The 23,980-nt window shown below is 66.0% G+C and carries 21 protein-coding genes and 2 tRNA genes; 13 read left to right on the forward strand and 10 right to left on the reverse strand.

Going from position 1 to position 23,980, the window contains the following annotated elements; translation table 11 throughout:
- Window position 1: 1 nt before the first annotated feature.
- Both QO207_RS10635 and QO207_RS10640 read right to left on the reverse strand, forming a co-directional pair.
- The gene (locus QO207_RS10635; RefSeq protein ID WP_301532397.1) at window positions 2-1,774 is read right to left on the reverse strand and encodes an SDR family oxidoreductase; all 1,773 of its coding nucleotides are present in this window, start codon (window positions 1,772-1,774) and stop codon (window positions 2-4) included.
- A complete protein-coding gene (locus QO207_RS10640) occupies window positions 1,771-2,655 on the reverse strand; it encodes a M24 family metallopeptidase (protein ID WP_301532398.1) in 885 nt (294 codons plus the stop codon). The genes QO207_RS10635 and QO207_RS10640 overlap by 4 nt, the downstream gene beginning before the upstream one ends.
- A 392-nt stretch (window positions 2,656-3,047) precedes the next feature.
- Between QO207_RS10640 and QO207_RS10645 the strand changes: the two genes are divergently transcribed.
- Entirely contained in the window at window positions 3,048-3,746 is a 699-nt protein-coding gene (locus QO207_RS10645) for a MerR family transcriptional regulator (RefSeq protein ID WP_301532619.1), read from the forward strand.
- 4 nt (window positions 3,747-3,750) lie between these two features.
- Here QO207_RS10645 and QO207_RS10650 read toward each other — a convergent pair whose 3' ends face one another.
- Window positions 3,751-4,659 carry a LysR family transcriptional regulator gene (locus tag QO207_RS10650; RefSeq protein WP_301532399.1) on the reverse strand — a complete coding sequence of 303 codons (909 nt, stop codon included), beginning with the start codon at window positions 4,657-4,659 and terminating at the stop codon, window positions 3,751-3,753.
- A gap of 83 nt (window positions 4,660-4,742) precedes the next feature.
- Here QO207_RS10650 and QO207_RS10655 point away from each other — a divergent pair, with 83 nt between their 5' ends.
- Window positions 4,743-5,201 carry a DMT family transporter gene (locus tag QO207_RS10655; RefSeq protein WP_081520199.1) on the forward strand — a complete coding sequence of 153 codons (459 nt, stop codon included), beginning with the start codon at window positions 4,743-4,745 and terminating at the stop codon, window positions 5,199-5,201.
- Window positions 5,202-5,401: 200 nt separating this feature from the next.
- Here QO207_RS10655 and QO207_RS10660 read toward each other — a convergent pair whose 3' ends face one another.
- Window positions 5,402-8,878: a hybrid sensor histidine kinase/response regulator gene (locus tag QO207_RS10660; RefSeq protein ID WP_301532400.1), complete on the reverse strand. Its 3,477-nt coding sequence runs from the start codon at window positions 8,876-8,878 to the stop codon at window positions 5,402-5,404.
- Window positions 8,879-9,139: 261 nt separating this feature from the next.
- Between QO207_RS10660 and QO207_RS10665 the strand changes: the two genes are divergently transcribed.
- The 4 genes from QO207_RS10665 to QO207_RS10680 all read left to right on the forward strand — a co-directional run bounded on the left by QO207_RS10665 (window position 9,140) and on the right by QO207_RS10680 (window position 15,193).
- Window positions 9,140-9,709 carry a GNAT family N-acetyltransferase gene (locus tag QO207_RS10665; protein ID WP_184589770.1) on the forward strand — a complete coding sequence of 190 codons (570 nt, stop codon included), beginning with the start codon at window positions 9,140-9,142 and terminating at the stop codon, window positions 9,707-9,709.
- A 207-nt stretch (window positions 9,710-9,916) separates the two neighbouring features.
- A complete protein-coding gene (locus QO207_RS10670; RefSeq protein WP_301532401.1) occupies window positions 9,917-10,768 on the forward strand; it encodes an AraC family transcriptional regulator in 852 nt (283 codons plus the stop codon).
- Window positions 10,769-10,972: 204 nt separating this feature from the next.
- A complete protein-coding gene (locus QO207_RS10675; protein ID WP_301532402.1) occupies window positions 10,973-13,138 on the forward strand; it encodes a TonB-dependent receptor family protein in 2,166 nt (721 codons plus the stop codon).
- Between the two features lie 180 nt (window positions 13,139-13,318).
- On the forward strand, window positions 13,319-15,193 hold the full coding sequence (locus tag QO207_RS10680) for an MFS transporter (RefSeq protein WP_301532403.1): 1,875 nt from the start codon (window positions 13,319-13,321) through the stop codon (window positions 15,191-15,193).
- 63 nt (window positions 15,194-15,256) lie between these two features.
- Here the strand turns inward: QO207_RS10680 and QO207_RS10685 are convergent, their stop codons facing one another.
- The 4 genes from QO207_RS10685 to rdgC form a co-directional block, all read right to left on the reverse strand.
- The gene (locus QO207_RS10685; RefSeq protein WP_138215253.1) at window positions 15,257-15,466 is read right to left on the reverse strand and encodes a cold-shock protein; all 210 of its coding nucleotides are present in this window, start codon (window positions 15,464-15,466) and stop codon (window positions 15,257-15,259) included.
- 204 nt (window positions 15,467-15,670) lie between these two features.
- Window positions 15,671-15,985, reverse strand: a complete 315-nt coding sequence (gene sugE, locus QO207_RS10690; protein ID WP_184589773.1) for a quaternary ammonium compound efflux SMR transporter SugE — start codon at window positions 15,983-15,985, stop codon at window positions 15,671-15,673.
- A gap of 138 nt (window positions 15,986-16,123) precedes the next feature.
- Window positions 16,124-17,077, reverse strand: a complete 954-nt coding sequence (locus QO207_RS10695) for a bile acid:sodium symporter family protein (RefSeq protein WP_301532404.1) — start codon at window positions 17,075-17,077, stop codon at window positions 16,124-16,126.
- Window positions 17,078-17,135: 58 nt separating this feature from the next.
- Window positions 17,136-18,056, reverse strand: coding sequence for a recombination-associated protein RdgC (gene rdgC, locus QO207_RS10700; RefSeq protein ID WP_301532405.1), 921 nt, complete (start codon window positions 18,054-18,056; stop codon window positions 17,136-17,138).
- A 177-nt stretch (window positions 18,057-18,233) separates the two neighbouring features.
- Here rdgC and QO207_RS10705 point away from each other — a divergent pair.
- The 4 genes from QO207_RS10705 to QO207_RS10720 all read left to right on the forward strand — a co-directional run bounded on the left by QO207_RS10705 (window position 18,234) and on the right by QO207_RS10720 (window position 20,216).
- Window positions 18,234-18,309, forward strand: a tRNA-Val gene (locus tag QO207_RS10705).
- Window positions 18,310-18,322: 13 nt separating this feature from the next.
- Window positions 18,323-18,399: transfer RNA gene (locus QO207_RS10710), tRNA-Asp, on the forward strand.
- Window positions 18,400-18,675: 276 nt separating this feature from the next.
- Window positions 18,676-19,416, forward strand: a complete 741-nt coding sequence (locus QO207_RS10715; RefSeq protein ID WP_301532406.1) for an FKBP-type peptidyl-prolyl cis-trans isomerase — start codon at window positions 18,676-18,678, stop codon at window positions 19,414-19,416.
- 374 nt (window positions 19,417-19,790) lie between these two features.
- Window positions 19,791-20,216, forward strand: coding sequence for a YkvA family protein (locus QO207_RS10720; protein WP_301532407.1), 426 nt, complete (start codon window positions 19,791-19,793; stop codon window positions 20,214-20,216).
- Here QO207_RS10720 and QO207_RS10725 read toward each other — a convergent pair.
- The gene (locus QO207_RS10725) at window positions 20,204-20,950 is read right to left on the reverse strand and encodes an ABC transporter substrate-binding protein (RefSeq protein WP_301532408.1); all 747 of its coding nucleotides are present in this window, start codon (window positions 20,948-20,950) and stop codon (window positions 20,204-20,206) included. The genes QO207_RS10720 and QO207_RS10725 overlap by 13 nt on opposite strands.
- 98 nt (window positions 20,951-21,048) lie before the next feature.
- Between QO207_RS10725 and QO207_RS10730 the strand changes: the two genes are divergently transcribed.
- The 3 genes from QO207_RS10730 (at window position 21,049) to QO207_RS10740 (ending at window position 22,215) form a co-directional block, all read left to right on the forward strand.
- Window positions 21,049-21,366 (forward strand): helix-turn-helix transcriptional regulator, encoded by a 318-nt coding sequence (locus tag QO207_RS10730; protein WP_301532409.1) that lies wholly within the window; start codon window positions 21,049-21,051, stop codon window positions 21,364-21,366.
- Window positions 21,363-21,728 (forward strand): hypothetical protein, encoded by a 366-nt coding sequence (locus QO207_RS10735; RefSeq protein WP_081520209.1) that lies wholly within the window; start codon window positions 21,363-21,365, stop codon window positions 21,726-21,728. The genes QO207_RS10730 and QO207_RS10735 overlap by 4 nt, the downstream gene beginning before the upstream one ends.
- Window positions 21,729-21,798: 70 nt before the next feature.
- Window positions 21,799-22,215, forward strand: a complete 417-nt coding sequence (locus tag QO207_RS10740) for a sel1 repeat family protein (RefSeq protein WP_301532620.1) — start codon at window positions 21,799-21,801, stop codon at window positions 22,213-22,215.
- A 1-nt stretch (window position 22,216) separates the two neighbouring features.
- Here the strand turns inward: QO207_RS10740 and QO207_RS10745 are convergent, their stop codons facing one another.
- On the reverse strand, window positions 22,217-23,965 hold the full coding sequence (locus tag QO207_RS10745; RefSeq protein WP_301532410.1) for a bifunctional diguanylate cyclase/phosphodiesterase: 1,749 nt from the start codon (window positions 23,963-23,965) through the stop codon (window positions 22,217-22,219).
- Window positions 23,966-23,980 lie beyond the last annotated feature (15 nt).

Consider the following 23,980-nt stretch of genomic DNA (forward strand, 5'->3'; position numbering starts at 1 on the left):
CTCAGGCAGTCAGGTTGAGGCGGGCGAGCAGGCGCGACAGCCAGGGCATGAAGCGCCATTGCAGGGCGCCCAGGTGCACTTCGCTGCCGACCTTCACCACCGGCTGGTTGCGTTCCACCGCGCGGGTGATGCGTTCGCCGACGGTGTCCGGGCTGAGCCGGCGCCGACGGTAGAAGCGCTGCACCTTGGCGCGGTGCTTCGCCTGTTGTTCGTCATCCAGCCCGGCGAAGCGCGTGGCCTGGACGATGCCGGTATCGACGAAGCCCGGGCACGCTGCACTGACGCCGATGCCATTGCCCGCCAGTTCGGCGCGCAGGCACTCGCTGAGCATCAGCACCGCCGCCTTGCTGGTGGCGTAGGCCGGGTAGTTGCGCGACGGCGCGAAGGCCACGCCGGAGGCGACGTTGACCAGGTGCCCCGGTTTGCCGCTGTCGACCATCTGCTTGCCGAACAGCCGGCAGCCGTCGATCACGCTCCACAGGTTGATGCGCAGCAGGCGCTCCCATTCCTCCGGGGTGGTCCTGAGCATCGGCCCGGCCATGCCGATGCCGGCGTTGCTGACCACCACGTCGGGCACGCCGAGGCTGCTCTTCACCCACTGGGCGAAGCGCTCCATGGCCGCGCTGTCGCCCACGTCCACGCAATAGCTGTAGGCGCTGGCGCCGACAGCGCGGGCCAGTTCGGCGCTGCGCTCGGCGGCGGCTGGGTCGATGTCCGCGGCGAGCACACTGGCGCCGCGTTCGGCGAAGCTCAGCAGGGTCGAGCGGCCGATGCCGCCGCCCGCGCCGGTGACCACCACCAGCTTGCCGGCGAACGGGCCGGCGCCGGGTTTCAGCGCAGCGCGCTGCAGTTCCGGGGTGGCTTCGCCGCCTTCGATGTGGCTGACGAATTCGTCGATCCAGCCGCCCAGCCGGGTCGGCTCGGCGAGCAGTTGCCAGTGCCCGGCGGTGACGTCGCGGCGCCACAGGCGCGGGGCCCACAGCGAGAGTTGCTGGAACAGTTGCTGGCCGACATAACGGTCGCGGGTCGGTACGACGAGCTGCACCGGCACCTCGGTATGGCGCTTGCGCGGCTTGAAGATCGAGGTGATGAAGTTGGCCCGGTAGAGCTTCACGCCGTGCTTGCCGTCGCTGGCCTGGTGCGGATTGCGCGCCGGGTTGCGGATGCCCTCGACCTTGCGCAGGTACTGCGGCCAGGCCTTCGCCGCGCCGAAGCGCCAGGACAGCGACGGCAGCAGCGGCAGGTGGAAGTAGTAGATGTACCAGGAGTGCAGTAGCTGGCTGGCCATCTGCAGCAGCGCGCGCGGCGTCTTGCGGCGCAGGCGGTCGCGCATCCAGAAGCCGACGTGGTCCAGGCACGGGCCGGAGACGCTGGTGTAGGAGGCGATGCGCGCGCGCAGTTGCGGATCGGTGACGCTCTCCCAGGTCTGGATCGAGCCCCAGTCGTGCGCCACGAGGTGCACCGCGCGCTGCGGGCTGACCACATCGAGTACCGCCTTGAGGTCCTGGCTGAGCAGCTCCAGGCGGTAGTCGCGGGTCTTGCGCGGCCTGTCCGATTCGCCGGCGCCGCGCACATCGTAGGCGACCAGCTGGTAGCGCCCGGACAGATGGCGGATCAGCGGCAACCAGACTTCATGGTTGTCCGGGTAGCCGTGGACGAACAGTACCATCGGCAGGTGCGGCTCACCCCAGCGCCACACGGCCAGGCGTACGTTGCCCGATTGCACGTCGAGGCGCTCCGGTGTCGGCAGCGCTTTCTCCAGCATGGCGTTCATGCCACCTCCCGCCGCGCCGGAGCGCTGATCAGGCCGCGGGCGATCCAGCGGCGCACGTGGGGCAGGTCGTCGTCCAGCCAGTAGGCATCGTCCTCGGTAACCACCAGCAGCTCCTCGAACTTGGCGCCCACGCCGCGCAGGCCCAGGTGCGGTTCGACTGCCCAGAGGCCGGGAGTCGGCGCGTGTTGCGAGCGGTCGTTGCTCGACCACAGCGGCGACCAGCCTTCGCGGCGGCCGGTGACCAGGGCGTTCTTCATCAGCGTGGCAATGTTGCGTACGCCGAAGCGTGCCAGCGACGGGCCGCTGTCCCGCGCGCCGAGTTTCTCCACGCGGTGGGCCAGCACTTCGAAGGGGTAGGCCTTGTGCCGCGGTTGGGTGCCCTGGCGCTGGCAGAGGCGGTCCACCGACTGGCTGACTTCGGCCAGCGGCAGGCGCTGGCGCACCTGTTCGACGATCAGGTTGCGGTGCGCCAGCAAGTCGTCCATCAGACGCTCCACCAGCAGGTTGTGGCCCAGCGCGCCGGAGTAGCCGACGTCAGCGGTGTAGGCGCCCAGGGTCGGCGCGCAGTCGAGGATGAACGGCATGCCTTCTTCCAGGCGCTGCTTGCCGGGGTAGAAGGCCAGGTTGAAGCCGCCCAGGTGGCGCAGGCCGTCAAAGCCCTTGAACAAGGTGCGCGGGCCGAACCAGGCGAAGGGCTGGTGGAACCAGTCGCGCACGCCGTGATCGAGCAGCCAGGTCTTCATCAGGGCGGCGGTCTCGCGCTCGCTGATGCCAGGGCGCAGTTCGCCGGCAATGGTTTCGCAGCAGCGGTAGGCCAGTTGCTGAGTCTCGCGGAAGTGCCGCAGGTCTTCTGCGGTGGGCACCCAGGCGCCTTGGGACATGACTTTCTCCAGGCTGGTTGTTGTTATCGTTACATCGGTCGATGTCACGATCGATGCTGACCCATCGGCGGGCGTTGCGCCATGCCGTGCGCATCGGGCCTGGAGTGTTACCGGCGCGCGGAGCCCCTGGTGGCGCGGGTTGTGGCGGGGAGGAGGATTTGTGGCAGGTGCAGTTCCCGTCTTTGGTTGGGCCGCCGGGCTGTGCGGCGGATCACTTTGGAACTAGCGCTTTGGATTGTTCTGCGGGCGCAACGGTGATTATCATCCGGCCCATGAGCACACCCCTGAACCTCCTGCAGCGCCTGCTGCAACGCCCGGACGACGCGCCCTCCACGGTGGAGGAGGAGCGCGAGTACACGGTGGATGAGCTGGCCCGCGAAGGCGGCACCACGGTGCGCAACCTGCGTGCCTATCAGGATCGCGGCCTGCTGCCACCGCCTGAACGCCGCGGCCGCGCCGGGGTGTATTTCGCCAGCCACCTGCGCCGGCTGCGGCTGATCAACCGCCTGCTGGAGCGCGGCTACAACATCGCCAACATCAAGGAACTGCTGCAGAGCTGGGAACACGGCCACGACCTCGACCATGTGCTGGGCCTCGACGAAGCCATCGTCGGCCCGTGGAACCTCGAGTCCCCCGGCAGCATCGAGTTCAGCGACCTGCAGGCGCTGTTCGGCGACGAGCTGAATGACGCGGTGATCGACCAGGCGCTGGCGCAGGGCCTGCTGGCCTTCGATGGCGAGCGCATCAATATTCCCAGCCCGCGCCTGTTCAATGCCGGCGTCGAGCTTTACCGCGCGGGCATTCCGCTGGCCGCGCTGCTGGACCATCTGGCGGTGCTGCGCACCGACACCGAACACCTGGCCGCCGGCATCGTGCGCCTGGTGGTGACCCATCTGGTGGACCGCCCCGGCGTCGACCTGCTGCCCGGCGCGGCGGACCTCGAACGCCTCGCCGAAGTCTTCCAGCGCCTGCGCCCGGTGGCCGAGCAGGTGGTGCTGGTGGAGCTGGCGCGCGGCCTGAAGCGCTCGGCCAACGAGATGCTCGGCGAGCGCGTCGGGGAAATCCTCCGCCGCCTGGAAACCCCGGAGTAGGGCGTCAGCCGACAGCCTGGGCCAGTTTGCCGCGCAGCCAGCGTCGCGCCGGATCATCCTCGCTGCTCTCCGACCAGATCTGCACGAAATCGAAAGGCGCCAGTTTCAGCGGCGGCTCGAAGCTGGCCAGGCCATGGCTTTCCAGATCGTCCGGGAGCATTCGCGCGGCAATCGTCAGGACTAGATCGGTGCCCGCCAGCAGGCTGGGCGCCACGCTGAAGTGCGGCACGGTGGCGGCCACCTGACGGCGTCGGCCGAGTTTTTCCAGATGACTGTCGATCTCTTCCGCCGGGCTCTGTTGCAGGGCAACGCGCAGGTGCGGTGCGGCGAGGTAGGCGTCCAGGTCGAGGCGCTTCCTGTCGCCCAGGGTGTCTGTCGAGCACAGGCAGATGAAGCGCTCCTCGAACAGTGGCTGCACGCGCAGCCCCTCGGGCAGCATCGGGAACACGCCGACGGCGCCATCCAGCTCGCCGCTCGCCACCTGCTCGGCCATGCCGATGCGTGAGGCCTGGCGGATATCCAGGTGAATGCCCGGCGCTTCGCGGCGCAGCATGGGCAGCAGGGTCGGCAGCACCACCCAGGTGCCGTAGTCGGACATGCCCAGGCGCAGCTCCAGCTCGGCGCTCGCCGGGTCGAAGTCATCGCCCAGAACCAGCCGGCGCACGCCACCGAGGATTTCCCGTAGCGGCCCGGCCAGCTCGAAGGCGCGGCGGGTCAGTTGCATCTGGTTGCCGGCGCGCACCAGCAACGGGTCGTCGAGCAGGTCGCGCAGGCGGTTGAGCGCATGGCTCACCGCCGGCTGGGTCATCGCCAGCCGCTCGGCCGCGCGGGAGACGTGACGCTCGTCCAGCAGCGCATCGAGGATCACCAGCAGGTTGAGGTCGATGCGGCGCAAGTCATGAATCAAGTGCATTCAGGTTGTACCAATCGTTCATTTCCATGCGCAGGATGGATAGCAGAAGCTGGCACCCATCGACAAGCCATGGAGAACCCTCGATGTCGAAATTGCTTCTGCTGCTGCCCGCCATTGGCGTGGGCGCGCTGGTCGCCTTGCAGGCGGGCAGCAACTCGCTGCTCGGCCGCCAGCTGGGCCACCCGCTGAGTGCCAGCCTGACTTCCCTGGGCGTGAGCCTGGCCGCGGTGATCATCGCGCTGCTGGCGTTTCGCGTGCCGCTGCCGCCGGCGGCGGGCATCGCTACAACGCCCTGGTGGGGCTGGCTGGGCGGGCTGTTCGGCGCGGCCTACCTGACGGTGGCGGTGATGCTAGCACCGCAGCTGGGCGCCGCGACTTTCCTGGCCTGCGTGGTGGCGGGACAGATGCTGATGTCGGCGTTGTGCGATCAGTTCGGCTGGGCCGGTTTCCCGGTGCGGCGATTGTCGGTCGAGGGCTTGCTGGCGGTCGGGTTGATCATTGCCGGGGTGGTTTTGTTGCAGTGGCGGGGGAGGGTGGTTTGAGTCGGGTGCGGAGCTGGCTGGGAAGACCCTCTCCCCAGCCCTCTCCCTGAAGGGAGAGGGAGCTATCCGTGCCTTTCTTGTTTATGTGCCATCCGGTGAGCGCCGACCTGCCCTCACACACCGAATCAGTCCCCTCTCCCTTCGGAGCGGGGCGCGCAGCCAGGGTTAGGGAGAGGGCATCAAACCATCGCTGAGGACCCTCACCGCAAACTCAAATGCCGACTCAACAGCGCCCGCAGCGCCGCCGGCTTCACCGGCTTGGGCAGGAACTCCAGCCCCGCCGCGTGGATCTGCGCCACCAGTTCGGGGCGGGCGTCCGCGCTGATCACCACGCCCGGCACCGGTTCGCCCAGTCGGGTGCGCAGCCAGGCCATGAGGTCGGTGCCCAGTTCGCCGTCGTCCAGGTGGTAGTCGATCAGCGCCAGTTGCGGGCGCGCGTCGTCTTCCAGCAGCGCCTGGCATTCCGCGCGGCTACGCGCGGTGAGCACGCGACAGCCCCAGCGGGTCAGCAGGCTGTTCATGCCGGTGAGGATGCTGTCCTCGTTGTCGACGCAGAGTACCTGCGCGCCGTTGAGCTGTTCCGGGGTTTCCACCTTGTGCCCGTTGAGCGGCGCCGGGGCCGGCTGGCGCGCCAGCGGCACGCTGACGCTGAACACGCTGCCCTTGCCCGGCCAGGAGCGTACTTCCAGGCGATGGCCGAGCACCTTGCACAGCCGGTCGGCGATCGCCAGGCCGAGTCCTAGGCCTTTTTCGGCGCGGGTCTGATGGCTGTCCAGGCGTTTGAATTCCTCGAAGATCACCTGCAGCTTGTCCGGCGGGATGCCCGGGCCGTGGTCCCAGACTTCCAGGCGCAGGTGCCCGGCTTCGCGGCGTACGCCGAGCAGCACGTGGCCCTTGGCGTAGCGGAAGGCGTTAGTGAGGAAGTTCTGCAGCACGCGGCGCAGCAGCTTGATGTCGCTTTCCACGCGCAGCTTGCTGCCGCGCACATGGAAGTCGATGCCGTGCTCCTGGGCCAGTACGCGGAATTCCACGCCGAGGGTGTCGTACAGGTTGCTCAGCGGGAAGGCCGCGACGTCGGCGCTGACGCGGCCGCCCTCAAGGCGCGAGATATCCAGCAGGTCGGTGATCAGGTCTTCCGCCGAACGCAGCGACGAGTCCAGGTGGCGCACCAGTTCGGTGGCCTCCTCGGGCAGTTTTTCCTGGTGGGCGAGGGCGGCGGAGAACAACCGCGCGGCGTTCAGCGGCTGCATCAGGTCGTGGCTGACCGCGGCGAGGAAGCGCGATTTCGACTGGTTCGCCGCCTCGGCCGTGCCCTTGGCCTCGGTGAGCGCCTGGTTGAGCTGCGACAGCTCGAAGGTGCGTTCCTGCACGCGCTGCTCCAGGCCCTCGTTGGCGTCCTTCAGGCCCTGCTCGGCGTCACGGTAGTTGGTGATGTCGGTGAAGCTCATGACGAAGCCGCCGCCGGGCATCGGGTTGCCGATCAGCTCGATCACCCGGCCGTTGGGGAACAGCCGCTCGGAGGTGTGCGGCGTGCCCTGGCGCATCCAGTACAGGCGCTTGGCGACGTGCAGGTCGGGGTCGCCCGGCCCGCAGAGGTTGCGCTCGGCGTTGTAGCGGATGATGTCGGCAATCGGCCGGCCGACGTAGATCAGCCCGTCCGGGTACTCGAACAGCTCGATGTAGCGGTGGTTCCAGGCCACCAGGCGCAGCGACTGGTCGACCACGCTGATGCCCTGGGTGATGTTCTCGATGGCGCCCTGCAGCAGCGCGCGGTTGAACTGCAGCACCTCGGAGGCTTCGTCGGCGATCTTCACCACGTCCTCCACCTGCATCTCGCGGCCTTCGATGGCGGCCTTCACCACGGCGCGCGCGGAGGAGGCGCCGAGCACACCGGCGAGCAGGCGTTCGGTGTGGGCTATCCACTCGTCGTTGGCGTTCTGGCTGGGGGTGAAACCCTTGCCCTGGCGGTAGGCGAAGCGGATGAAGCTCTGCCGCGCGCGTTCCTCACCGACGAAGCGCGCGGCGAGCATCAGCAGGTCTTCCAGCTGCACCGCAAGCATCGAGCGCGAGCTGAGCTTCTGGGAGATTTCCTGGCCGATGAAGCGGCTCGCCTGCCAGTGCTCGGAGACGCGGGTGCGGGAGAACACCGAGACCAGCCCGAACAGCGCGAAGTTGCCGATCAGCGAGAGCAGCACGCCGAGGGTCAGCGGCTCGATGGACAGGCCGAACGGGCGCCCGGCCAGCCACGCCAGGCCGGGGAAGGTTTCCAGCGACCAGCCCAAACCCTTGGCGACCACCGGCAGCACCAGCGTATAGGCCCACAGCAACGAGCCGGCGGCGAGGCCGGCGAACACGCCACGGCGGTTGGCCTGCTTCCAGTACAGCGCGCCGATCATCGCCGGGCCGAGCTGGGCGATGGCGGCGAAGGCGATCTGGCCGATGGTGGCGAGGCTCGCGGTAGAGCCCAGCAGGCGGTAGCTGACGTAGGCCAGCAGGAGGATCAGCGCGATGCTCACCCGGCGCACGGTCAGCAGCCAGTGGCGGAACACCTCGAAGGGCTGCTCGGCCTCGCCTTTGCGGCGCAGCAGCCAAGGCAGCAGCATGTCGTTGGAGACCATGGTGGACAGCGCCACGCTGGCGACGATGACCATGCCGGTGGCCGCCGACGCGCCGCCGATGAAGGCCAGCAGGGCCAGCGCCGGATGCGCCTCGGCCAGCGGCAGGCTGATCACGAAGGAGTCGGGCATCACCCCGGCGGGCAGGTGCATCTGTCCGGCCAGGGCGATGGGCACCACGAACAGCGCGGCCAGCACCAGGTAGATCGGGAACACCCAGCGCGCCAGGTTGAGGTCGCGCGGTTCGATGTTCTCCACCACCAGCACGTGGAACTGGCGCGGCAGGCACATGATCGCGGTCATCGCCACGCCGGTCTGCAGCAGCATCGACGGCCAGTGCACCGTTTCTTCCCAGTACTCGGCCAGTTGCGGGGCGACCTTGGCCTTGTCCAGCAGGTCGCCGAAGCCGTCGTACAGGCCGTAGGTGACGAAGATGCCGACGGCGAGGAAGGCGGTGAGCTTGACCAGCGACTCGAAGGCAATCGCCAGCACCATGCCGCGGTGGTGCTCGGTGACGTCCAGGTTGCGGGTACCGAAGACGATGGTGAACAGCGCGAGGATCAGCGACACGATCAGCGCCGTGTCCTGGGCGCGGATGCCGGTGGAATCGGGGCCGGCGCCGATCAGCAGGTTCACGCCGAGCACGATGCCCTTGAGCTGCAGGGCGATGTAGGGCAGCACGCAGACCACGCAGATCAGTGCCACCACCACGGCCAGCGCCTGCGACTTGCCGTAGCGCGCGGCGATGAAGTCGGCGATGGAGGTGATGTTCTCCTGCTTGCTGATGACGATCATCTTCTGCAGCACCCAGGGCGCGAAGAGCATCAAGAGCACGGGGCCGACGTAGATCGGCAGGAATGACCACAACTGGCCGGCGGCCTGGCCGACGGCGCCGAAGAAGGTCCAGCTGGTGCAGTAGACCGCCAGGGACAGGCTGTAGACCCAGGCGCGGACACGCGGCGAAAGAGGGGCGCGACGGCGGTCGCCATAGAACGCGATGGCGAACAGGACCGCCATGTAGAGCAGGGCGACCGTTGCGATCAACCCACTGGACAACGACATGCTGACTCCGGAAGTGAACTGGCTCCCCCGCAGGAGCACTGGCAGCAGTTTCGCACCAAAGTCCGGAACTGTCAGACGCCTGCTACCAATGTCTCAGTGGCGCTGTGTCGCGCCTCACACTTGAGGGCAGGGCGCCGGGCTGGTAGCTTGCCGGCCTTTTCGCGGTCCGTCCGTCGAGCGCCCTCTGGCGCGCGGCACTTCGTCGGGCCGCTACGCTCTGATGTGAGCGATGATTTCGCGTCGAGTGTCGAGGAGGGCGCCATGTTCAGACCGTTACCCATCACCTTGCAGCGCGGGGCCCTGCGCCTGGAGCCGATGGTGGAGGCCGACGTGCCGGACCTGGTGACGCTGGCGGAGCAGAACCGCGACGTCCTGCAGTTCATGAGTGCGCCGGGGCGCCCGGACTGGTACCGCCAGGGCCTGGCCGACCAGCGCGAAGGCCGCGCTCTGCCGCTGGTGGTGCGCCTGGGCAACCAGATCGTCGGCACCACGCGCTTCATGGACTTTCTACCGGCGCTGCCGGCCTGCGAGATCGGCGCCACCTGGCTGGACCAGGGCCAGCACGGCAGCGGCCTCAACGCCACCATGAAGTACCTGATGCTGCGCCACGCCTTCGACAGCTGGAAGATGGTCCGTGTGCAGTTCAAGACCGCCGCCAGCAACGAACGCTCCCAGCGCGCCATCGAGAAGCTCGGCGCGGTGCGCGAAGGCGTGCTGCGCAACCATCGGCGCCTGGCCGGTGGGCGGCTCGACGACACCATCCTCTACAGCATCACCGACCAGGAATGGCCGCAGGTGAAGGCTGCGCTGGAAGCCGGTTTCAACGGCTGAGTGATACTCTGTTCGCGACCTCAATGCCCCTCACCCTGACCCTCTCCCCACGGGAGAGGGGATTGATCGGCGCAGGATGAAACCATCGTGTCCGCCGGCACGGACTGCTCCCTCTCCCTCTGGGAGAGGGTTGGGGTGAGGGCGAGCAGAAGCACAGAGATGCCAGCAATGGCGCAGCGTGTCGATAATTCCTGGGTGGGGTAGTGCATGGCAGAACACGACGCGAGCGGCGAACGCACCCGCTTCTGGCGCGCCCAGGAGCTGGGCGGCGTCGAGCTGCTGCACGCGCGTTACATCGAGCAGGTGTTCTCGCCCCACGTCCATGAAGGCTTCGCCTTCGTCATGATCGAGCAGGGCGCGCAGCGCTTCCACCATCGCGGTGCCGAGCATGTCGCCCCGGCGGGCAGCGTGGTGCTGATCAACCCCGACGAGGTGCATACCGGTTCCAAGGCCGACGAGGCCGGCTGGCGCTACCGTGGGTTCTACCCGGAGCTGGCGCAGGTTTCTGGCGTGCTGGAAGAGCTGGAACTGGGTGGAGGCGGCACGCCATCGTTCGACGCCAGCGTGGTGTTCGACCCCGAGTTGGTGCAGGCACTGTTCGCCGCCCACCGACTGGTGGATTCCGATGCCACCGTACTGCAACGCCAGACCTGCTGGCGCGAGGCGCTGCTGTTGCTGTTCCAGCGCCACGCGCGGATTCCCGATGCACCACCTGCCGGCAACGAGCCCGTGGCCGTGGCACGCGCCCGCGAGCTGCTCGGCTCGCGATTGATGGAGCCGCCGTCACTGGAAGAACTGGCCGCCGCCGTCGGGCTGTCGCCGTTCCACTTTGCCCGCGTGTTCCGCAAGGCCACCGGCTTGCCGCCTCACGCCTGGCTCAAGCAGCGCCGGCTGGAGCAGGCGAGGGCGCTGCTCAAGCAGGGCTGCATGCCAGTGAATGTGGCGATGCAACTGGGCTTCGCCGACCAGAGTCACCTCAGTCGGCAGTTCAAGCAGGCCTATGGCGTCGGCCCTGGCGAGTACCGCCAGGCCTGCGCCCGGTCGTTCCGCTCGGCCTGATCTTCCTCGCTCGCGTGCCGCCGACCCGCACGGCGCAGGGGCTGCTGGCCTATTGCCGGGCCTGATGAACAGTCGTTCGAGATGCCGAAAAGAGAATCTGAGTCAACCGGAATATTTTTTCATTTGCGATACATTTGCATTTACAAAATTTACATTCGGTTCTAATTTCCCGCCCCTTCACGAAGTACCCGGGGAGGGGGAAGCATGTCGCACGTTCGTTCGTGGTCGCGCCTGGCGATCGCCGTAGCCCTGGCCACACCGCTGCTGCCAGCGCAGGCCGAGGAAGAGACCAAGGAGTTGGAGACCGTCACCGTGGTCGGTGACTGGCTCGGCGAGGCCGACCAGCAGGTGGTGCAGAACCACCCCGGCGCGCGCACCGTGGTGCGTCGCGAGCAGATGATCGAGGAAGGTGCGCAGAATGTGCGCGACGTGCTGCGCGGCATTCCCGGCGTGCAGGTGCAGGACAACAACGGCACCGGCGGCAGCGACGTTTCCCTCAACGTCGGTGTGCGCGGCCTGACCTCGCGGCTGTCGCCGCGCTCCACCGTGCTCATCGATGGTGTTCCGGCCGCCGTGGCGCCCTACGGCCAGCCGCAGCTGTCGATGTTCCCGCTGTCGGTGGGCAACCTGGACAGCGTCGACGTAGTGCGTGGCGCTGGTTCCGTGCGCTACGGACCGCAGAACGTCGGTGGGGTGATCAACTTCGTTACCCGCGCGATTCCCAAGGACTTCTCCGGCGACGTCGGCAGCACCGTGGAAACCGCTTCCCACGGCGGCTGGAAGAAACTCTACAACGCCTTCCTCGGCGGTACCGCCGACAACGGCATGGGCGCCGCGCTGCTGTACTCGGGCGTGAAAGGCGCGGGCTACCGCGACGGCAACGACGCCACCGACATCGATGACGTGATGTTCAAGACCCACTGGGCGCCCACCGACATCGACGAGTTCTCCGCCAACTTCCACTACTACGACGGCACTGCCGACATGCCCGGCGGCCTGACCCAGGCGCAGTTCGACAAGGACCCGTACCAGTCGGTACGCGACTACGACAACTTCACCGGCCGTCGCAAGGACGTCTCGCTCAAGTACAAGCGGCAGATCGACGACCTCACCCAGGTCGAGGTGCTGACCTACTACAGCGWCAGCTTCCGTGGCAGCAACATCGCCAACCGCGACCTCAAGACCCTGGCGTCCTACCCCCGCGAGTACCACACGTTCGGCATCGAGCCGCGGGTATCGAAGATCTTCATGGTCGGTCCGACCACCCAGGAAGCCAGCATCGGCTATCGCTACCTGAAGGAGGCCATGCACGAGAGCGCCAGCCAGGTCGGCCTGCCGGGCAACGTGCCGACACCGATTCCCGGCGCTGACGGCCACACCTACCAGGACCGCACCGGCGGCACCGAGGCGAACTCCATCTACCTCGACGACAAGATCGACGTGGGCAACTGGACCGTCACCCCGGGCATCCGCTTCGAGCGCATCTCCACCGACTGGCACGAGCGCCCGGTGCTCGACAACAAGGGCAAGCCGGTGCAGGAGAAGACCCGCAGCAAGGACTACAACGAGCCGCTGCCGGCGCTGGCGGTGATGTATCACCTGTCGGACGAGTGGAAGCTGTTCGCCAACTACGAGACCTCCTTCGGCAGCCTGCAGTACTTCCAGCTCGGCCAGGGCGGCAGCGGCAACGACACCGCCAGCGGCCTGCAGCCGGAGAAGGCGAAGACCTACGAAGTGGGCACGCGCTACGACAACGGCAGCTGGGGTGGTGAGGTCACGCTGTTCTACATCGACTTCGACGACGAGCTGCAGTACATCAGCAACGACGTGGGCTGGACCAACCTGGGCGCCACCAAGCACCAGGGCATCGAGACCTCGGCGCACTACGACATGGCCGCGCTCGACCCGGTACTCGCCGGCCTGACCGCCTATGGCACGCTGACCTACACCCGTGCGACCTACGAAGGCGAAATCCCCGGCTTCAAGGGCCGCGACCTACCGCTCTACTCGCGCCAGGTGGCGACCATCGGCCTGCGCTACGAGCGCGACCGCTGGACCTACAACTTCGACGGCTTCGCCCAGTCGAAGCAGCGCGCGCCCGGCCCGACCACCAACGCCAACGGCAGCTTCACCGGCAACTACATCACCGAGCCGAGCGCCGATGGCCAGTACGGCGACATCCCCGGCTACGTGCTGTGGAATGCCCGCGTGGGCTACGACTTCGGCCCGCAGGCATCGAACCTGAAGGTCGCCGCCGGGGTGAAGAACATCTTCGACCAGTTGAGCTACACCCGTTCCAGCGACAACAACGCCGGTATCTACCTCGGCGAGCCGCGCACCTTCTACGTGCAGGGCAGCGTCGGTTTCTGACGTCGCCCCGGCCAGCAGAAAGCCCGTCCCGCGTGACGGGCTTTTTTCTTGCCCGCGGCAGCGAGAATTCATCGCCACGGCCATGGATTTGTGTAGAAAATGTGGCTTCTATTGACGCGGTTGCCGTCATATTCGTGCTGTCATTCCGGCTCAAGGCCGCTACGCAGGTAAACAAGGACGATGTCTCAACATTCGCAATTCGCCCTGCTGGGCACCAAGCGATTCCTGCCCTTCTTCATCACCCAACTGCTGGGTGCCTTCAACGACAACATCTTCAAGCAGTCGCTGATCCTGGCGATCCTCTACCACCTCACCATCGGCGGTGACCGCAACCTGCTGGTCAACCTCTGTGCGCTGCTGTTCATCCTGCCGTTCTTCCTGTTCTCCGCCCTGGGCGGACAGTTCGGCGAGAAGTTCAACAAGGACGCGCTGATGCGCGCGCTGAAGCTGGCCGAGATCGTCATCATGGCAGTGGGCGCCGCAGGCTTCGTGTTCGGCAGCCTGCCGCTGCTGTTCCTCGCGCTGTTCGCCATGGGCACCCACTCGGCGCTGTTCGGCCCGGTGAAGTACTCGATCCTGCCGCAGCACCTGCGCGAGGATGAACTGGTCGGCGGCAACGCGCTGGTGGAGATGGGTACCTTCCTCGCCATCCTCTGCGGCACCATCGGTGCGGGCATCCTGATGTCACGGCAGGACTACGCCGCCGGGGTTGGTATCGCCGTGGTAATGGTGGCCGTTTGCGGCTTCCTCGCCAGTCGCAACATCCCCCGCGCCGCCGCCGCGCTGCCGGACCTGAAGGTCGACTGGAACATCTTCCGCCAGTCCTGGAGCATCCTCATGCTCGGCCTGCGCCAGCGCCCGGCGGTGTCGCGCTCGCTGGTGGGCAACTCGTGGTTCTGGTTCCTTGGTGCGGTCTACCTGACGCAGATCCCGACCTACGCCAAGGAGCTGCTGCACGGCGACGAGAGCGTGGTGACGCTGATCCTCACGGTGTTCTCGGTGGGCATCGCGCTGGGCTCGATGCTCTGCGAAAAGCTCTCCGGCAAGAAGGTCGAGATCGGCCTGGTGCCCTTCGGCTCCATCGGTCTGAGCCTGTTCGGCATCCTGCTGTGGTGGCATTCGGGCGGCTTCCCGCAGGGCGAGCAGCCGTATAACTGGCTGGCGGTGCTCGAGCATTCGCAGTCCTGGGCGGTGCTGGCGGACATCCTCGGCATCGGCATCTTCGGCGGCTTCTACATCGTGCCGCTGTACGCGCTGATCCAGGCGCGCACCGAGGAGGACAAGCGCGCGCGGGTGATCGCTGCGAACAACATCCTCAACGCGCTGTTCATGGTGGCGGCGGCGATCGTCTCGATCCTGCTGCTGTCGGTGGCGAAGCTGACGATCCCCGAGCTGTTCCTCGTGCTCTCGCTGATGAACGTCGCGGTGAACGTGTACATCTTCAAGATCGTCCCCGAGTTCACCATGCGCTTCCTGGTGTGGCTGCTGACCCACTCGATGTACCGGGTGGATCACCGCAACCTCGACGCCATCCCCGACGAAGGCCCGGCGGTGCTGGTGTGCAACCACGTGTCCTTCGTCGACGCGCTGCTGATTGCCGGTTCCGTGCGGCGTCCGGTGCGCTTTGTCATGTACTACAAGATCTTCCGCATCCCGGTGCTCAACTTCATCTTCCGCACCGCTGGCGCCGTGCCCATCGCCGGACGCAACGAAGATGCCGCGACCTATGAGAAGGCTTTCGCCAGGGTCGCCGAGTACCTGCGTGACGGCGAACTGGTGTGCATCTTCCCCGAGGGCATGCTGACCCTGGACGGCGAGATGAACGAGTTCCGCGGTGGCGTGGAGCGGATCATCGAGGAAACCCCGGTGCCGGTGATCCCGATGGCGCTGCAGGGGCTGTGGGGCAGCTTCTTCAGCCGCGATCCGCAGAAGGGCTTCTTCCGTCGCCTGTGGTCGCGGGTCTGCCTGGTGGCTGGTCAGCCGGTGGCACCGGAGGAGGCCAAGCGCCTGGCGCTGCAGGAGCAGGTTGCTGCGCTGCGTGGCGCGGCACGCTGAGTTTTCCTGCGGCAAAGAAAAAGCCCCGGCAATGCCGGGGCTTTTTCATGGGCGTGTCGCGGTTCAGATCACCTGAACTTCGTCAGCCTGCAGGCCCTTCTGGCCTTCAACCACGACGAAGGAGACCTTCTGGCCTTCCTGCAGCGATTTGAAGCCGTTGCCCTGGATGGAGCGGAAGTGAACGAAGACATCGTTGCCGCTTTCCGGAGTGATGAAGCCGAAGCCCTTGGCGTCATTGAACCACTTGACGGTGCCGGTCTGACGATTCGACATGGAGATACACCTTGAACTATTGAATATTGTTTTGCGGAAAGTCCGCGCTCGTCCTGAGTTGCAAGGTGCAGTCGAAGCCGGGTGATGGGGAATGGCCCCACCAGGTCACGAGCCACAGTGACCCAAGCAAACACAGTGGCCCGGAGCATACCGACAAATTTTCGGGAAAGCGACAGCCCGCCGGTATCGAGAACCGATACAGCGTCAGTGGCTCAATTTCAGGCCGACCAGTCCGCACAGGATCAGCAACACACTGATAATGCGCATCGGCGCCATGGACTCGCCGAACAGCACGATACCGACGATGACGGTGCCCACTGCGCCGACGCCGGTCCAGATGGCGTAGGCGGTGCCCAGCGGCAGATTGCGCATGGCCAGGCCGAGCAGACCCATGCTGGTGATGATTGCCAGGATGGTCAGTGCGGTGGGTATCGGGCGGGTGAAACCTTCGGTGTACTTCAGGCCAACGGCCCAGCCGACTTCGAACAGGCCGGCGACGAACAGAATGATCCAGGACATGGAACTCTCCAGACGGTAGATGGAAACGAAGGGCCGTCCCCGCTGGAGCACCGGAAGGTGGTGAGGTCGTCCTCACAATGTGCATTATTTTGCACAAATCCGGCGCGCCGGGCAACCGGCGGCCGGATCTCCGCCCTGTTACGGGGCGTCCTTTCGGACCGGTGGCTCATCGGTCATGCGGCGGAACCAGGTGGAAAGCGTAGCGCCGGAAATGTTGTGCCACACGCTGAATAGCGCGCTGGGCACCGCCGCCAGTGGCGAGAAGTGCGCACTGGCCAGCGCCGCGCCGAGGCCGGAGTTCTGCATGCCGACCTCCAGCGCCAGCGACTTGCGCTGCGCCAGCGGCAGGCCGAAGACCTTGGCGGTGAAGTAGCCGAGCAGGAAGCCGAAGCCGTTGTGCAGGATCACCACCGCCATGATCAGCAGGCCGGACTCGGCGATCTTCGCCTGGCTGGCGGCGACCACCGCGGCGACGATGATCACAATGGACACCACCGAGATCAGCGGCAGAACGTCGACCACGTGGCGTACCCGCGCGCCGAGCAGGCGCTGGGCGACGAGGCCGAGCACGATGGGCACCACGACGACCTGCAGGATCGACCAGAACAACGCGCCGAACGACACCGGCAGCCAGGCCGAAGCCAGCAGCCAGATCAGTGCCGGGGTGAGCAGCGGGGCGAGGAGGGTGGTGACGCCGGCGATGGCCACCGACAGCGCGAGGTCGCCGCGCGATAGCCAGGTCATCACGTTGGATGCAGTGCCGCTGGGGCAGCAGCCTACCAGGATGACGCCGACGGCTATCTCCGGTGGCAGGTGCATCAGCTGGCAGAGCAGCCAGGCCATGCCGGGCATGATGACGAAGTGGGCGATCACGCCGAGGGTGACGCGCCAGGGATGCCGGGCGACTTCGGCGAAGTCCTCGACCTTGAGGGTCAGGCCCATGCCGAACATCACCACGCCGAGCATGGGCACGATGGCGACGGTGAGCGGGACGAACAGCGCAGGGATGAAGAACGCGAGGAGGGCGAAGAGCAGCACCCAGAGGGCGAAGGTGTTGCCCATGAAGCGGCTGAGCAGGACGAGAGCACGCATGGGACTTTCCTATTGTTCTGGTAGCAGGCGCCGCGCTGGCGCGGCGCCTGCGAGGGCATCAGATGCCTTCGGGCATCGCCTCGCCGCCGAGCGCTTCGATCAGCGCCGGGATGAACTCGGCGAAGGTCAGCATCATCAGGGTGAAGCTGGCGTCGAGCTGGCCGAGGGCGTCTTCGCCGCCGTCCTGCTCCGCCTTTTCCTGCAGCATGTCTTCGAAGCGCAGGCGCTTGATCGCGACCTTGTCGTCGAGGACGAAGGACAGCTTGTCCGACCAGGCCAGCGACAGCTGGGTGACCAGCTTGCCGGAGGTCAGGTGCAGCTGGATTTCCTCGCTGGTCAGGTCCTGGCGCTTGCAGCGCACCACGCCGCCGTCTTCGTGAGTATCACGCAGCTCGCACTCGTCGAGGACGAAGAAGTCGCCGGCGGCTTCCTGGGTCTTCACCCAGTCGGTCAGGGTGGCGGTCGGCGCGGTCTTCACGGTCATCGGGCGCACCGGCAGCGAGCCCAGGGCTTCGCGCAGGGTGGAGAGCAGGTCTTCGGCCTTCTTCGCGCTGGAGGTGTCGACCAGGATCAGGCCGAGGCTAGGGGCGATGGCGGCGAAGGTCGCCGAACGGCGGATGAAGGCGCGCGGCAGCAAGGTCTGGACGATCTCGTCCTTGAGCTGGTCGCGTTCCTTCTTGTAGACCTTGCGCATCTGCGCGCCTTCGATCTCGTCGACTTTCTCCTTCAGTGCATCACGCACGACGCTGCCGGGGAGAATGCGCTCTTCCTTGCGCGCGCTGACCAGGAAGAAGCCTTCGCTGGCGTGCACCAGCGGGGCATCCGGGCCCTTGCCGAACGGCGCGGAGAAACCGTAGGTCGTCAGTTCCTGGCTGGCGCAGGGGCGCGCCGGCTTGCTGGCCAGGGCTTTCTCCAGGGAATCGGCGTCGATCTGCAGATCCTGGGTGAGTCGGTATACGAGCAGGTTGCGGAACCACATGAGGGGCGAACTCCTGGACACAAAGGACCCATTATTCCGTTCGGCGCGGTCCAGGCCAACCCCGTTTCGTCATTCGCCCTCTTCATCTAAGCCTTTGGAACATCTGAAAATTTTTTTCATCCGGGGGCTTGCCAGGGTGCAATGTCCTCCGTAGAATGCGCCCCACTTCGAGACGAAGGGTGATTAGCTCAGCCGGGAGAGCATCTGCCTTACAAGCAGAGGGTCGGCGGTTCGATCCCGTCATCACCCACCACTCGAGGTCCGACGCAGCGGTAGTTCAGTCGGTTAGAATACCGGCCTGTCACGCCGGGGGTCGCGGGTTCGAGTCCCGTCCGCTGCGCCACAATTCGAAAAGCCCTCAGGTAGCGATACCTGAGGGCTTTTTCTTTGCCTGCCTTTTATACCTTCCTGCGAAAGCCCGCCGTCGAAAGTTGCCTGCTCGAATCACAACGATTCCGTGCTGGCCGTCTGACTTATCCTGTTAATTTTCTTATAAGTTTGCTGTGGGAACTTCTCCCCCGGTAGTGGTTCCTATTGCCCATAGCCACTGGCCACGAGCGCCTGATAAGCTCGCGGCTTCATTACTTCAGCCATGACGGCGCAAAGACAAGGATTCAGCATGAAACAACATCGGTTGGCGGCAGCGATCGCGCTGGTCGGCCTGGTTCTCGCGGGCTGCGACAAACAGGCCGCCGAAGTGGAACTCAAGACTCCTGCGCAGAAAGCCTCCTACGGCATCGGCCTGAACATGGGCAAGAGCCTCGCCCAGGAAGGTATGAATGACCTGGATTCGAAAGCCGTCGCCCTGGGTATCGAAGACGCCGTCGGCAAGCAGAAGCAGAAGCTGACCGACGAAGAGCTGACCGAAGCCTTCACCGCCCTGCAGAAGCGCGCTGAAGAGCAGGTCGCCAAGAAGAATTCCGAGGCCCTGGAAGCTGGCAAGAAGTTCCTCGCCGAGAACGGCAAGCGTGATGGCGTGGTCACCACCAAGTCCGGCCTGCAGTACGAAGTCGTGAAGAAAGCCGACGGCGCGCAGCCCAAGGCTACCGACGTAGTTACCGTTCACTACGAAGGCAAGCTGGTCGATGGTACGGTCTTCGACAGCTCCATCCAGCGTGGCAGCCCGATCGACCTGCCGGTTGGCGGCGTGATTCCGGGTTGGGTCGAAGCCCTGCAGCTGATGCACGTTGGCGAGAAGATCAAGCTGTTCATCCCGAGCGAGCTGGCCTACGGCGCGCAGAGCCCGAGCCCGACCATCCCGGCCAACTCGGTACTGGTATTCGACCTGGAACTGCTGGCCATCAAGGACCCGAACCAGGCTGAAGCTCCGGAAGCTCCTGCCGAGCAGCCCAAGCAGTAACTGAGTACCCCGGTACCAGAGAAAACGCCCCGTTACCCACGGGGCGTTTTCGTTTCTGCACAAAGCGCTCTGGAACGGTGGACTGACCGCCGGGTCTGAAAGGGAGTAACCTTGGGCAGGCTGTTACCCTTATGCACATATATGACGCAGTTGAAACAATTTCCTCCCCTTGACATTGGCGAGCCCTTCGCATAGCCGCAACTGCATGATTTTTAACGCATTTGCCGGGGTGAACAAAAAATCACCGATCTGTCTGCAGCCCTCATGGGGCGGGCGTTTGGGTGATATAGAGGGTGGCTTTCAACAGAGTTATCCACAGGAAAGGTGGATAACCTGAACCCGCTCTGTACGAATCTTCCTATCGAGGTGAATCGATGAAAAAGCCTCCGGGATTTGACCGTTTCCTGAAGCTGGCCAGCCGCTTTATCGCTGGTGGCCGAGTGCCTGCCCTGCTGTTCGCGGTGGCGCGCAAGAGTGGCCGGATCAAGCTGGCCGGGACCGATCTGAAGCTGCTGCAGGAACTGCTGGTGGCCTGGGTGCGCGGCGACTATCGCGGCATCAGTTCCCAGGCCCTGCTGTCGGTGGTGGCGGCCTTGCTGTACTTCCTCTCGCCGGTGGACCTGGTGCCGGACTGGCTGTTCGGTGTCGGCTTCCTCGATGACCTCGCGGTGCTCGCCTGGGTGGTGCGCCGTTGGCAGTCTGAGATCGATGCGTTCAAGGTCTGGCGCGACGCGCAGGGCGTGGAAACCCGCGAAGCCCTCAAGCAGCTGCCGCCGCCCGAGGCGATTCAGCGCCTCTGACGCAGGCGCGCGCGCTGCTCGCCGAGCAGGCGCTGGATCGAGCCGTCGTCCACCATGGCCTGCAACAAGGCGTCCAGGCGTTCGGCGGCCACCGGCAGCGCCGGTCCGTAGGAGCAATGGATGGAGTAGCGCTGCACGCTGCTGCGGCTGATTGCCACCGGTAGCGCCGAATGCTGTTCCAGCAGGAATTCCAGCGGCCGGCGCATGTCGATCAGCGCATCCAGGCGGCCGACTTCGAGCATGTGCAGGCGGGTGTCGAGATCGCGCACGTCGTCGCGCTTGGCGCGGCCTTCGGCGAAGGCCCGCATCAGTGGGGCAGGGTAGACATAGCCGAGGCTGGTGCCGACGCGAACGCCCGTGATCTGCGCAATATCTGCCATTGGCGGCCGGTCTGCGCGCTGCGCCAATGCGTCTTCTTCCTCGAACAGGCTGGGTGACCAGTGCAGCTTGTCTGGTGCCTTCATCCACTGTGGATTGTTGATGCACTGCAGGTCGATGGCGCCTTGCGCCAGCGCCGGTTCGACGCGCTTGTCCGGCGTCTCGATGAAGCGAACGGCGAGCCCCAGGCGCTGCCCGACGGTTTCGCCGAGGTCGCGGACAAAGCCAGGCGCCAATTCATGGTCGATACTTTCCGCGTAGGGCATGCCGTTGCTCGGCGAATAGCCCCAGCGCAATTCTTCGGCGCCGCACAGGGCGCTGGCCAGGCAAAGGCAGATCGGAAGGATGCGCTGCAAGTCGGTCCCCATGTCGGAGGCTGTGACGGCCGTGCGCAGTATAGCCGGCACAGGCGCCCGCCAGGCTGTTAAGATGGCCGCCTGCAAGGAGTGTTGTCATGAACGTGCAAGTGATAATGCGTGACGGCGAAGCGGAATACGCCGTGGTCCCCTGGGCCGAATACCAGGCATTGCTGGCGGCTGCCGGCCGTGGTGTTGCCCAGGTCGTCAAACCGGTCGCCGCAGCGGCACCGGAGGAGAATCCGGACTGGAAGACCCTGCGTGAAGCCCGTGGCCTGTCCATCGAGACGCTGGCGCGTTCGGTGGGTATCAGCCCGTCCTACCTGGAACTGATCGAGAGCGGCGAGCGCGAAGCCAGCGACGCCATCCAGCATGGCCTGCGTCGTGCCCTGGGCACTGGGGAGTCCGCTTCTTGAGCGTGCAGATCAGTCGCAAGCATTGGGAAGGCCTGCTCGGCGAGCTGGAAGACGCTCGCCGCCAGCGCCATCTGCTGACCTACCGGGCGCTGATCGAGCGCCTGCAATTGCCGACTCCGGCGATGACCGTACTGACTGCCGCGCTGGAGCACCTGGCTGCACTGGACGCCCGCGGCGGGCGACCGCTGCGCAGCTCGCTGGTGATCAGCCAGGGTGCCAGCCGCCTGCCGCGTACCGGCTTCTTCGAGTATGTCGAACGCCTCGGGCGCTTCTCCGGCGCGCCGGACGGCCCGGCTGCGGCCGGCTGGCACGCCGCGGAAGTAGCGCGGGTGTTCGAGTTCGAGTACCCCGAGGAGCTCTGAGGTGGCGACGCCCCGCGAGCTGTTCTGGCGTCTGCGCGCACGCCTGAGTTACACCTTTGCGCGACGCCTGATGGGCTGGCCGTGGATGGTCCGCCAGCCGCGTTCCTGGGCTTGGATGCAGGGCCAGTTTTCGCGCATGGCTGCCCTGGGCGACGTCTCTGCGCAGAGCTTCTATGGTCACCTGCTGCTGTTCCGCGGTCAGGGCTTCGGCGCCCGCGAGGAAGGCTTGCGCCTGTTACGTCTGGCGGCTGCTGCGGGTGACAGCAAGGCGGCTTACCAGCTCGGCGTGCAGCTTTTGAAAGGCGATACCCGGCAGGCCGCTGATGCGCAGGAAACCGCGCGTTACTGGAGCCAGGCTGCCGAGGCCGGGCACCCGCTGGCAGCGCGCAAGCTGGCCGAGCTGTATCGCAGTGGCGGGCCGGGCCTGACGCCGGATGAGGGCCAGGCCGAGCGTTACGACAACCGCGCGCGCCAGCTCGGCCTCTGAGTCACTCCGCCGTCAGCACGTGCAGGCTGTAGCCGGGCATTTCCTTGGCGTGACGCTTGGCCTCCGAGGCCATTCCGGCCAGCTGGCTGGCATCCAGGCGTTGGCCAGCACCACTCTTCACGTGCACCACGCCGATCGACAGTGACAGCAGCGGATATTCCTCGCGCTGCCCCTGGCGGTTGTGGGCGACGAAGCAGCCCGCCTCCAGGTGTTCGCGGCTGTAGAAGCGCCGGCACTGGCCCTGGAAATCCTCCAGCAGGTGATTGAGTCGTTCCCGCCAATCCTGTGTGCCCAACACCAGCATGAAATCGTCACCGCCGATGTGGCCGACGAAGTCCCGCGTCGGATCCACCCGTTCGCCGAGGCACTGCGCCAGGCACAACAGCACTTCATCGCCCCGGGCGTAGCCATAGAGGTCGTTGAACGGCTTGAAGCTGTCGATGTCGACGTAGCACACCACCGCTTCGCGTCCCTGTTGCAGCAGGCGCGTCAGGCATTGCTGGATCGGCACGTTGCCCGGCAGCAGGGTCAGCGGGTTGGCGTGGCGGGCCTGGCGAATCTTCAGTTCGGTGATCAGCTTGAGCACGTCGATCACTCGCCCCAGGCCGAGGTAGCGGCCGTTCAGGGTAATGATGAAGTCTTCCTCGATGCGCTGCCGCGCGCGGCTGGTGAGCAGGCGGCTGACCTGCTGCAGCGACTGGCTGCGCTCCACGGCAAGGAAGTCGCTGCTCATCAGTCGGCTGATCGGCTTGCGCGCATACAGCTCCGGTGCGAAGGGCTTGAGCAGCGCGTCGGATAGCGCGTGGCGGTGGACGATGCCGACCGGCTGGTCGTGGCCGTCGAGCACTGCCAGGGAGTTCAGGTTGGCCTGGGCGCGGAAGGCTTCCAGCACGTCGCCGATGGCCGTGCTATCGCGCACCGCCGGTTGGTCCATGAGCAGCGGTGCAAGGTCGGACTGTTCCTCGGCGAGCAGTGAGCCGGCAGTGTCCATTTCCGGCAGCAGGCTGCGCGCATCGCGCGGTGGCGTCTCCGCCGGGCGCCCGAGCAGGTAGCCCTGCACCAGGTCCACGCCCATCTCCGAGAGCACTGCCAGCTCTTCGGGAATCTCGATGCCTTCGGCGATCACCTGCGCACGGGAGGCGTGGGCCATCTTCAGGATCGAACCGACGAACTCGCGCTTCACCGCGTCCAGGTGGATGCCTTCGATGAAGTGGCGGTCGATCTTCACATAGTCGGGGCGCAGCTCGGACCACAGGCGCAGGCTGGAGTAACCGGCGCCCAGGTCGTCCAGGGCGATGGAGAAGCCCATGGCGCGGTAGTGGTGCAGGGCGGTGTCGAGGAGGTTGTAGTCCTCGATGGGCGTCTGCTCGGTCAGCTCGATCACCACGTCGCTGGGCGAGATGCCGAAGGCCTGCAGCAACTGCAGCGTGCGGCCGGGCTGGTGGGTCGGTTCCAGCAGCGATTCGGGCGAGACGTTGAGGAACAGCTTGCCGTCCAGTTTCAGGTCGCGAAAGCGTGTGCAGGCCTTGCGCCGGCAGAGCACTTCGAGCTCGCTCAGGCGGCCGCTGCTGCGGGCGATGCTGAACAGTGGCAGGGGCGAGTGCAGGGGGCCGTTGGACGGACCGCGGGTCAGGGCTTCGTAGCCGACCAGGCGCCTTTCGGAGAGCGACAGGATGGGCTGGAACAGGCAGTGCAGGTCGCCGTGAGCGAGGATCTGATCCAGTGCGCTCAACTGCTCGGTGACGGTCATGACGGTTCTCGGTGG

The sequence above is a fragment of the Pseudomonas sp. CAN1 genome (assembly GCF_030462585.1).
In the GTDB taxonomy this organism is placed as follows: Bacteria; Pseudomonadota; Gammaproteobacteria; order Pseudomonadales; family Pseudomonadaceae; genus Pseudomonas.

Excerpts from the sequence above, each read along its gene's own strand:
- QO207_RS10635 (WP_301532397.1), bottom strand. The coding sequence starts at position 1,774 with ATGAACGCCATGCTGGAGAAAGCGCTGCCGACACCGGAGCGCCTCGAC.
- QO207_RS10640 (WP_301532398.1), bottom strand. The coding sequence starts at position 2,655 with ATGTCCCAAGGCGCCTGGGTGCCCACCGCAGAAGACCTGCGGCACTTC.
- QO207_RS10650 (WP_301532399.1), bottom strand. The coding sequence starts at position 4,659 with ATGCACTTGATTCATGACTTGCGCCGCATCGACCTCAACCTGCTGGTG.
- QO207_RS10655 (WP_081520199.1), top strand. The coding sequence starts at position 4,743 with ATGTCGAAATTGCTTCTGCTGCTGCCCGCCATTGGCGTGGGCGCGCTG.
- QO207_RS10660 (WP_301532400.1), bottom strand. The coding sequence starts at position 8,878 with ATGTCGTTGTCCAGTGGGTTGATCGCAACGGTCGCCCTGCTCTACATG.
- QO207_RS10665 (WP_184589770.1), top strand. The coding sequence starts at position 9,140 with ATGTTCAGACCGTTACCCATCACCTTGCAGCGCGGGGCCCTGCGCCTG.
- QO207_RS10670 (WP_301532401.1), top strand. The coding sequence starts at position 9,917 with ATGGCAGAACACGACGCGAGCGGCGAACGCACCCGCTTCTGGCGCGCC.
- QO207_RS10680 (WP_301532403.1), top strand. The coding sequence starts at position 13,319 with ATGTCTCAACATTCGCAATTCGCCCTGCTGGGCACCAAGCGATTCCTG.
- QO207_RS10685 (WP_138215253.1), bottom strand. The coding sequence starts at position 15,466 with ATGTCGAATCGTCAGACCGGCACCGTCAAGTGGTTCAATGACGCCAAG.
- sugE (WP_184589773.1), bottom strand. The coding sequence starts at position 15,985 with ATGTCCTGGATCATTCTGTTCGTCGCCGGCCTGTTCGAAGTCGGCTGG.
- QO207_RS10695 (WP_301532404.1), bottom strand. The coding sequence starts at position 17,077 with ATGCGTGCTCTCGTCCTGCTCAGCCGCTTCATGGGCAACACCTTCGCC.
- rdgC (WP_301532405.1), bottom strand. The coding sequence starts at position 18,056 with ATGTGGTTCCGCAACCTGCTCGTATACCGACTCACCCAGGATCTGCAG.
- QO207_RS10715 (WP_301532406.1), top strand. The coding sequence starts at position 18,676 with ATGAAACAACATCGGTTGGCGGCAGCGATCGCGCTGGTCGGCCTGGTT.
- QO207_RS10720 (WP_301532407.1), top strand. The coding sequence starts at position 19,791 with ATGAAAAAGCCTCCGGGATTTGACCGTTTCCTGAAGCTGGCCAGCCGC.
- QO207_RS10730 (WP_301532409.1), top strand. The coding sequence starts at position 21,049 with ATGAACGTGCAAGTGATAATGCGTGACGGCGAAGCGGAATACGCCGTG.
- QO207_RS10740 (WP_301532620.1), top strand. The coding sequence starts at position 21,799 with ATGGGCTGGCCGTGGATGGTCCGCCAGCCGCGTTCCTGGGCTTGGATG.
- QO207_RS10745 (WP_301532410.1), bottom strand. The coding sequence starts at position 23,965 with ATGACCGTCACCGAGCAGTTGAGCGCACTGGATCAGATCCTCGCTCAC.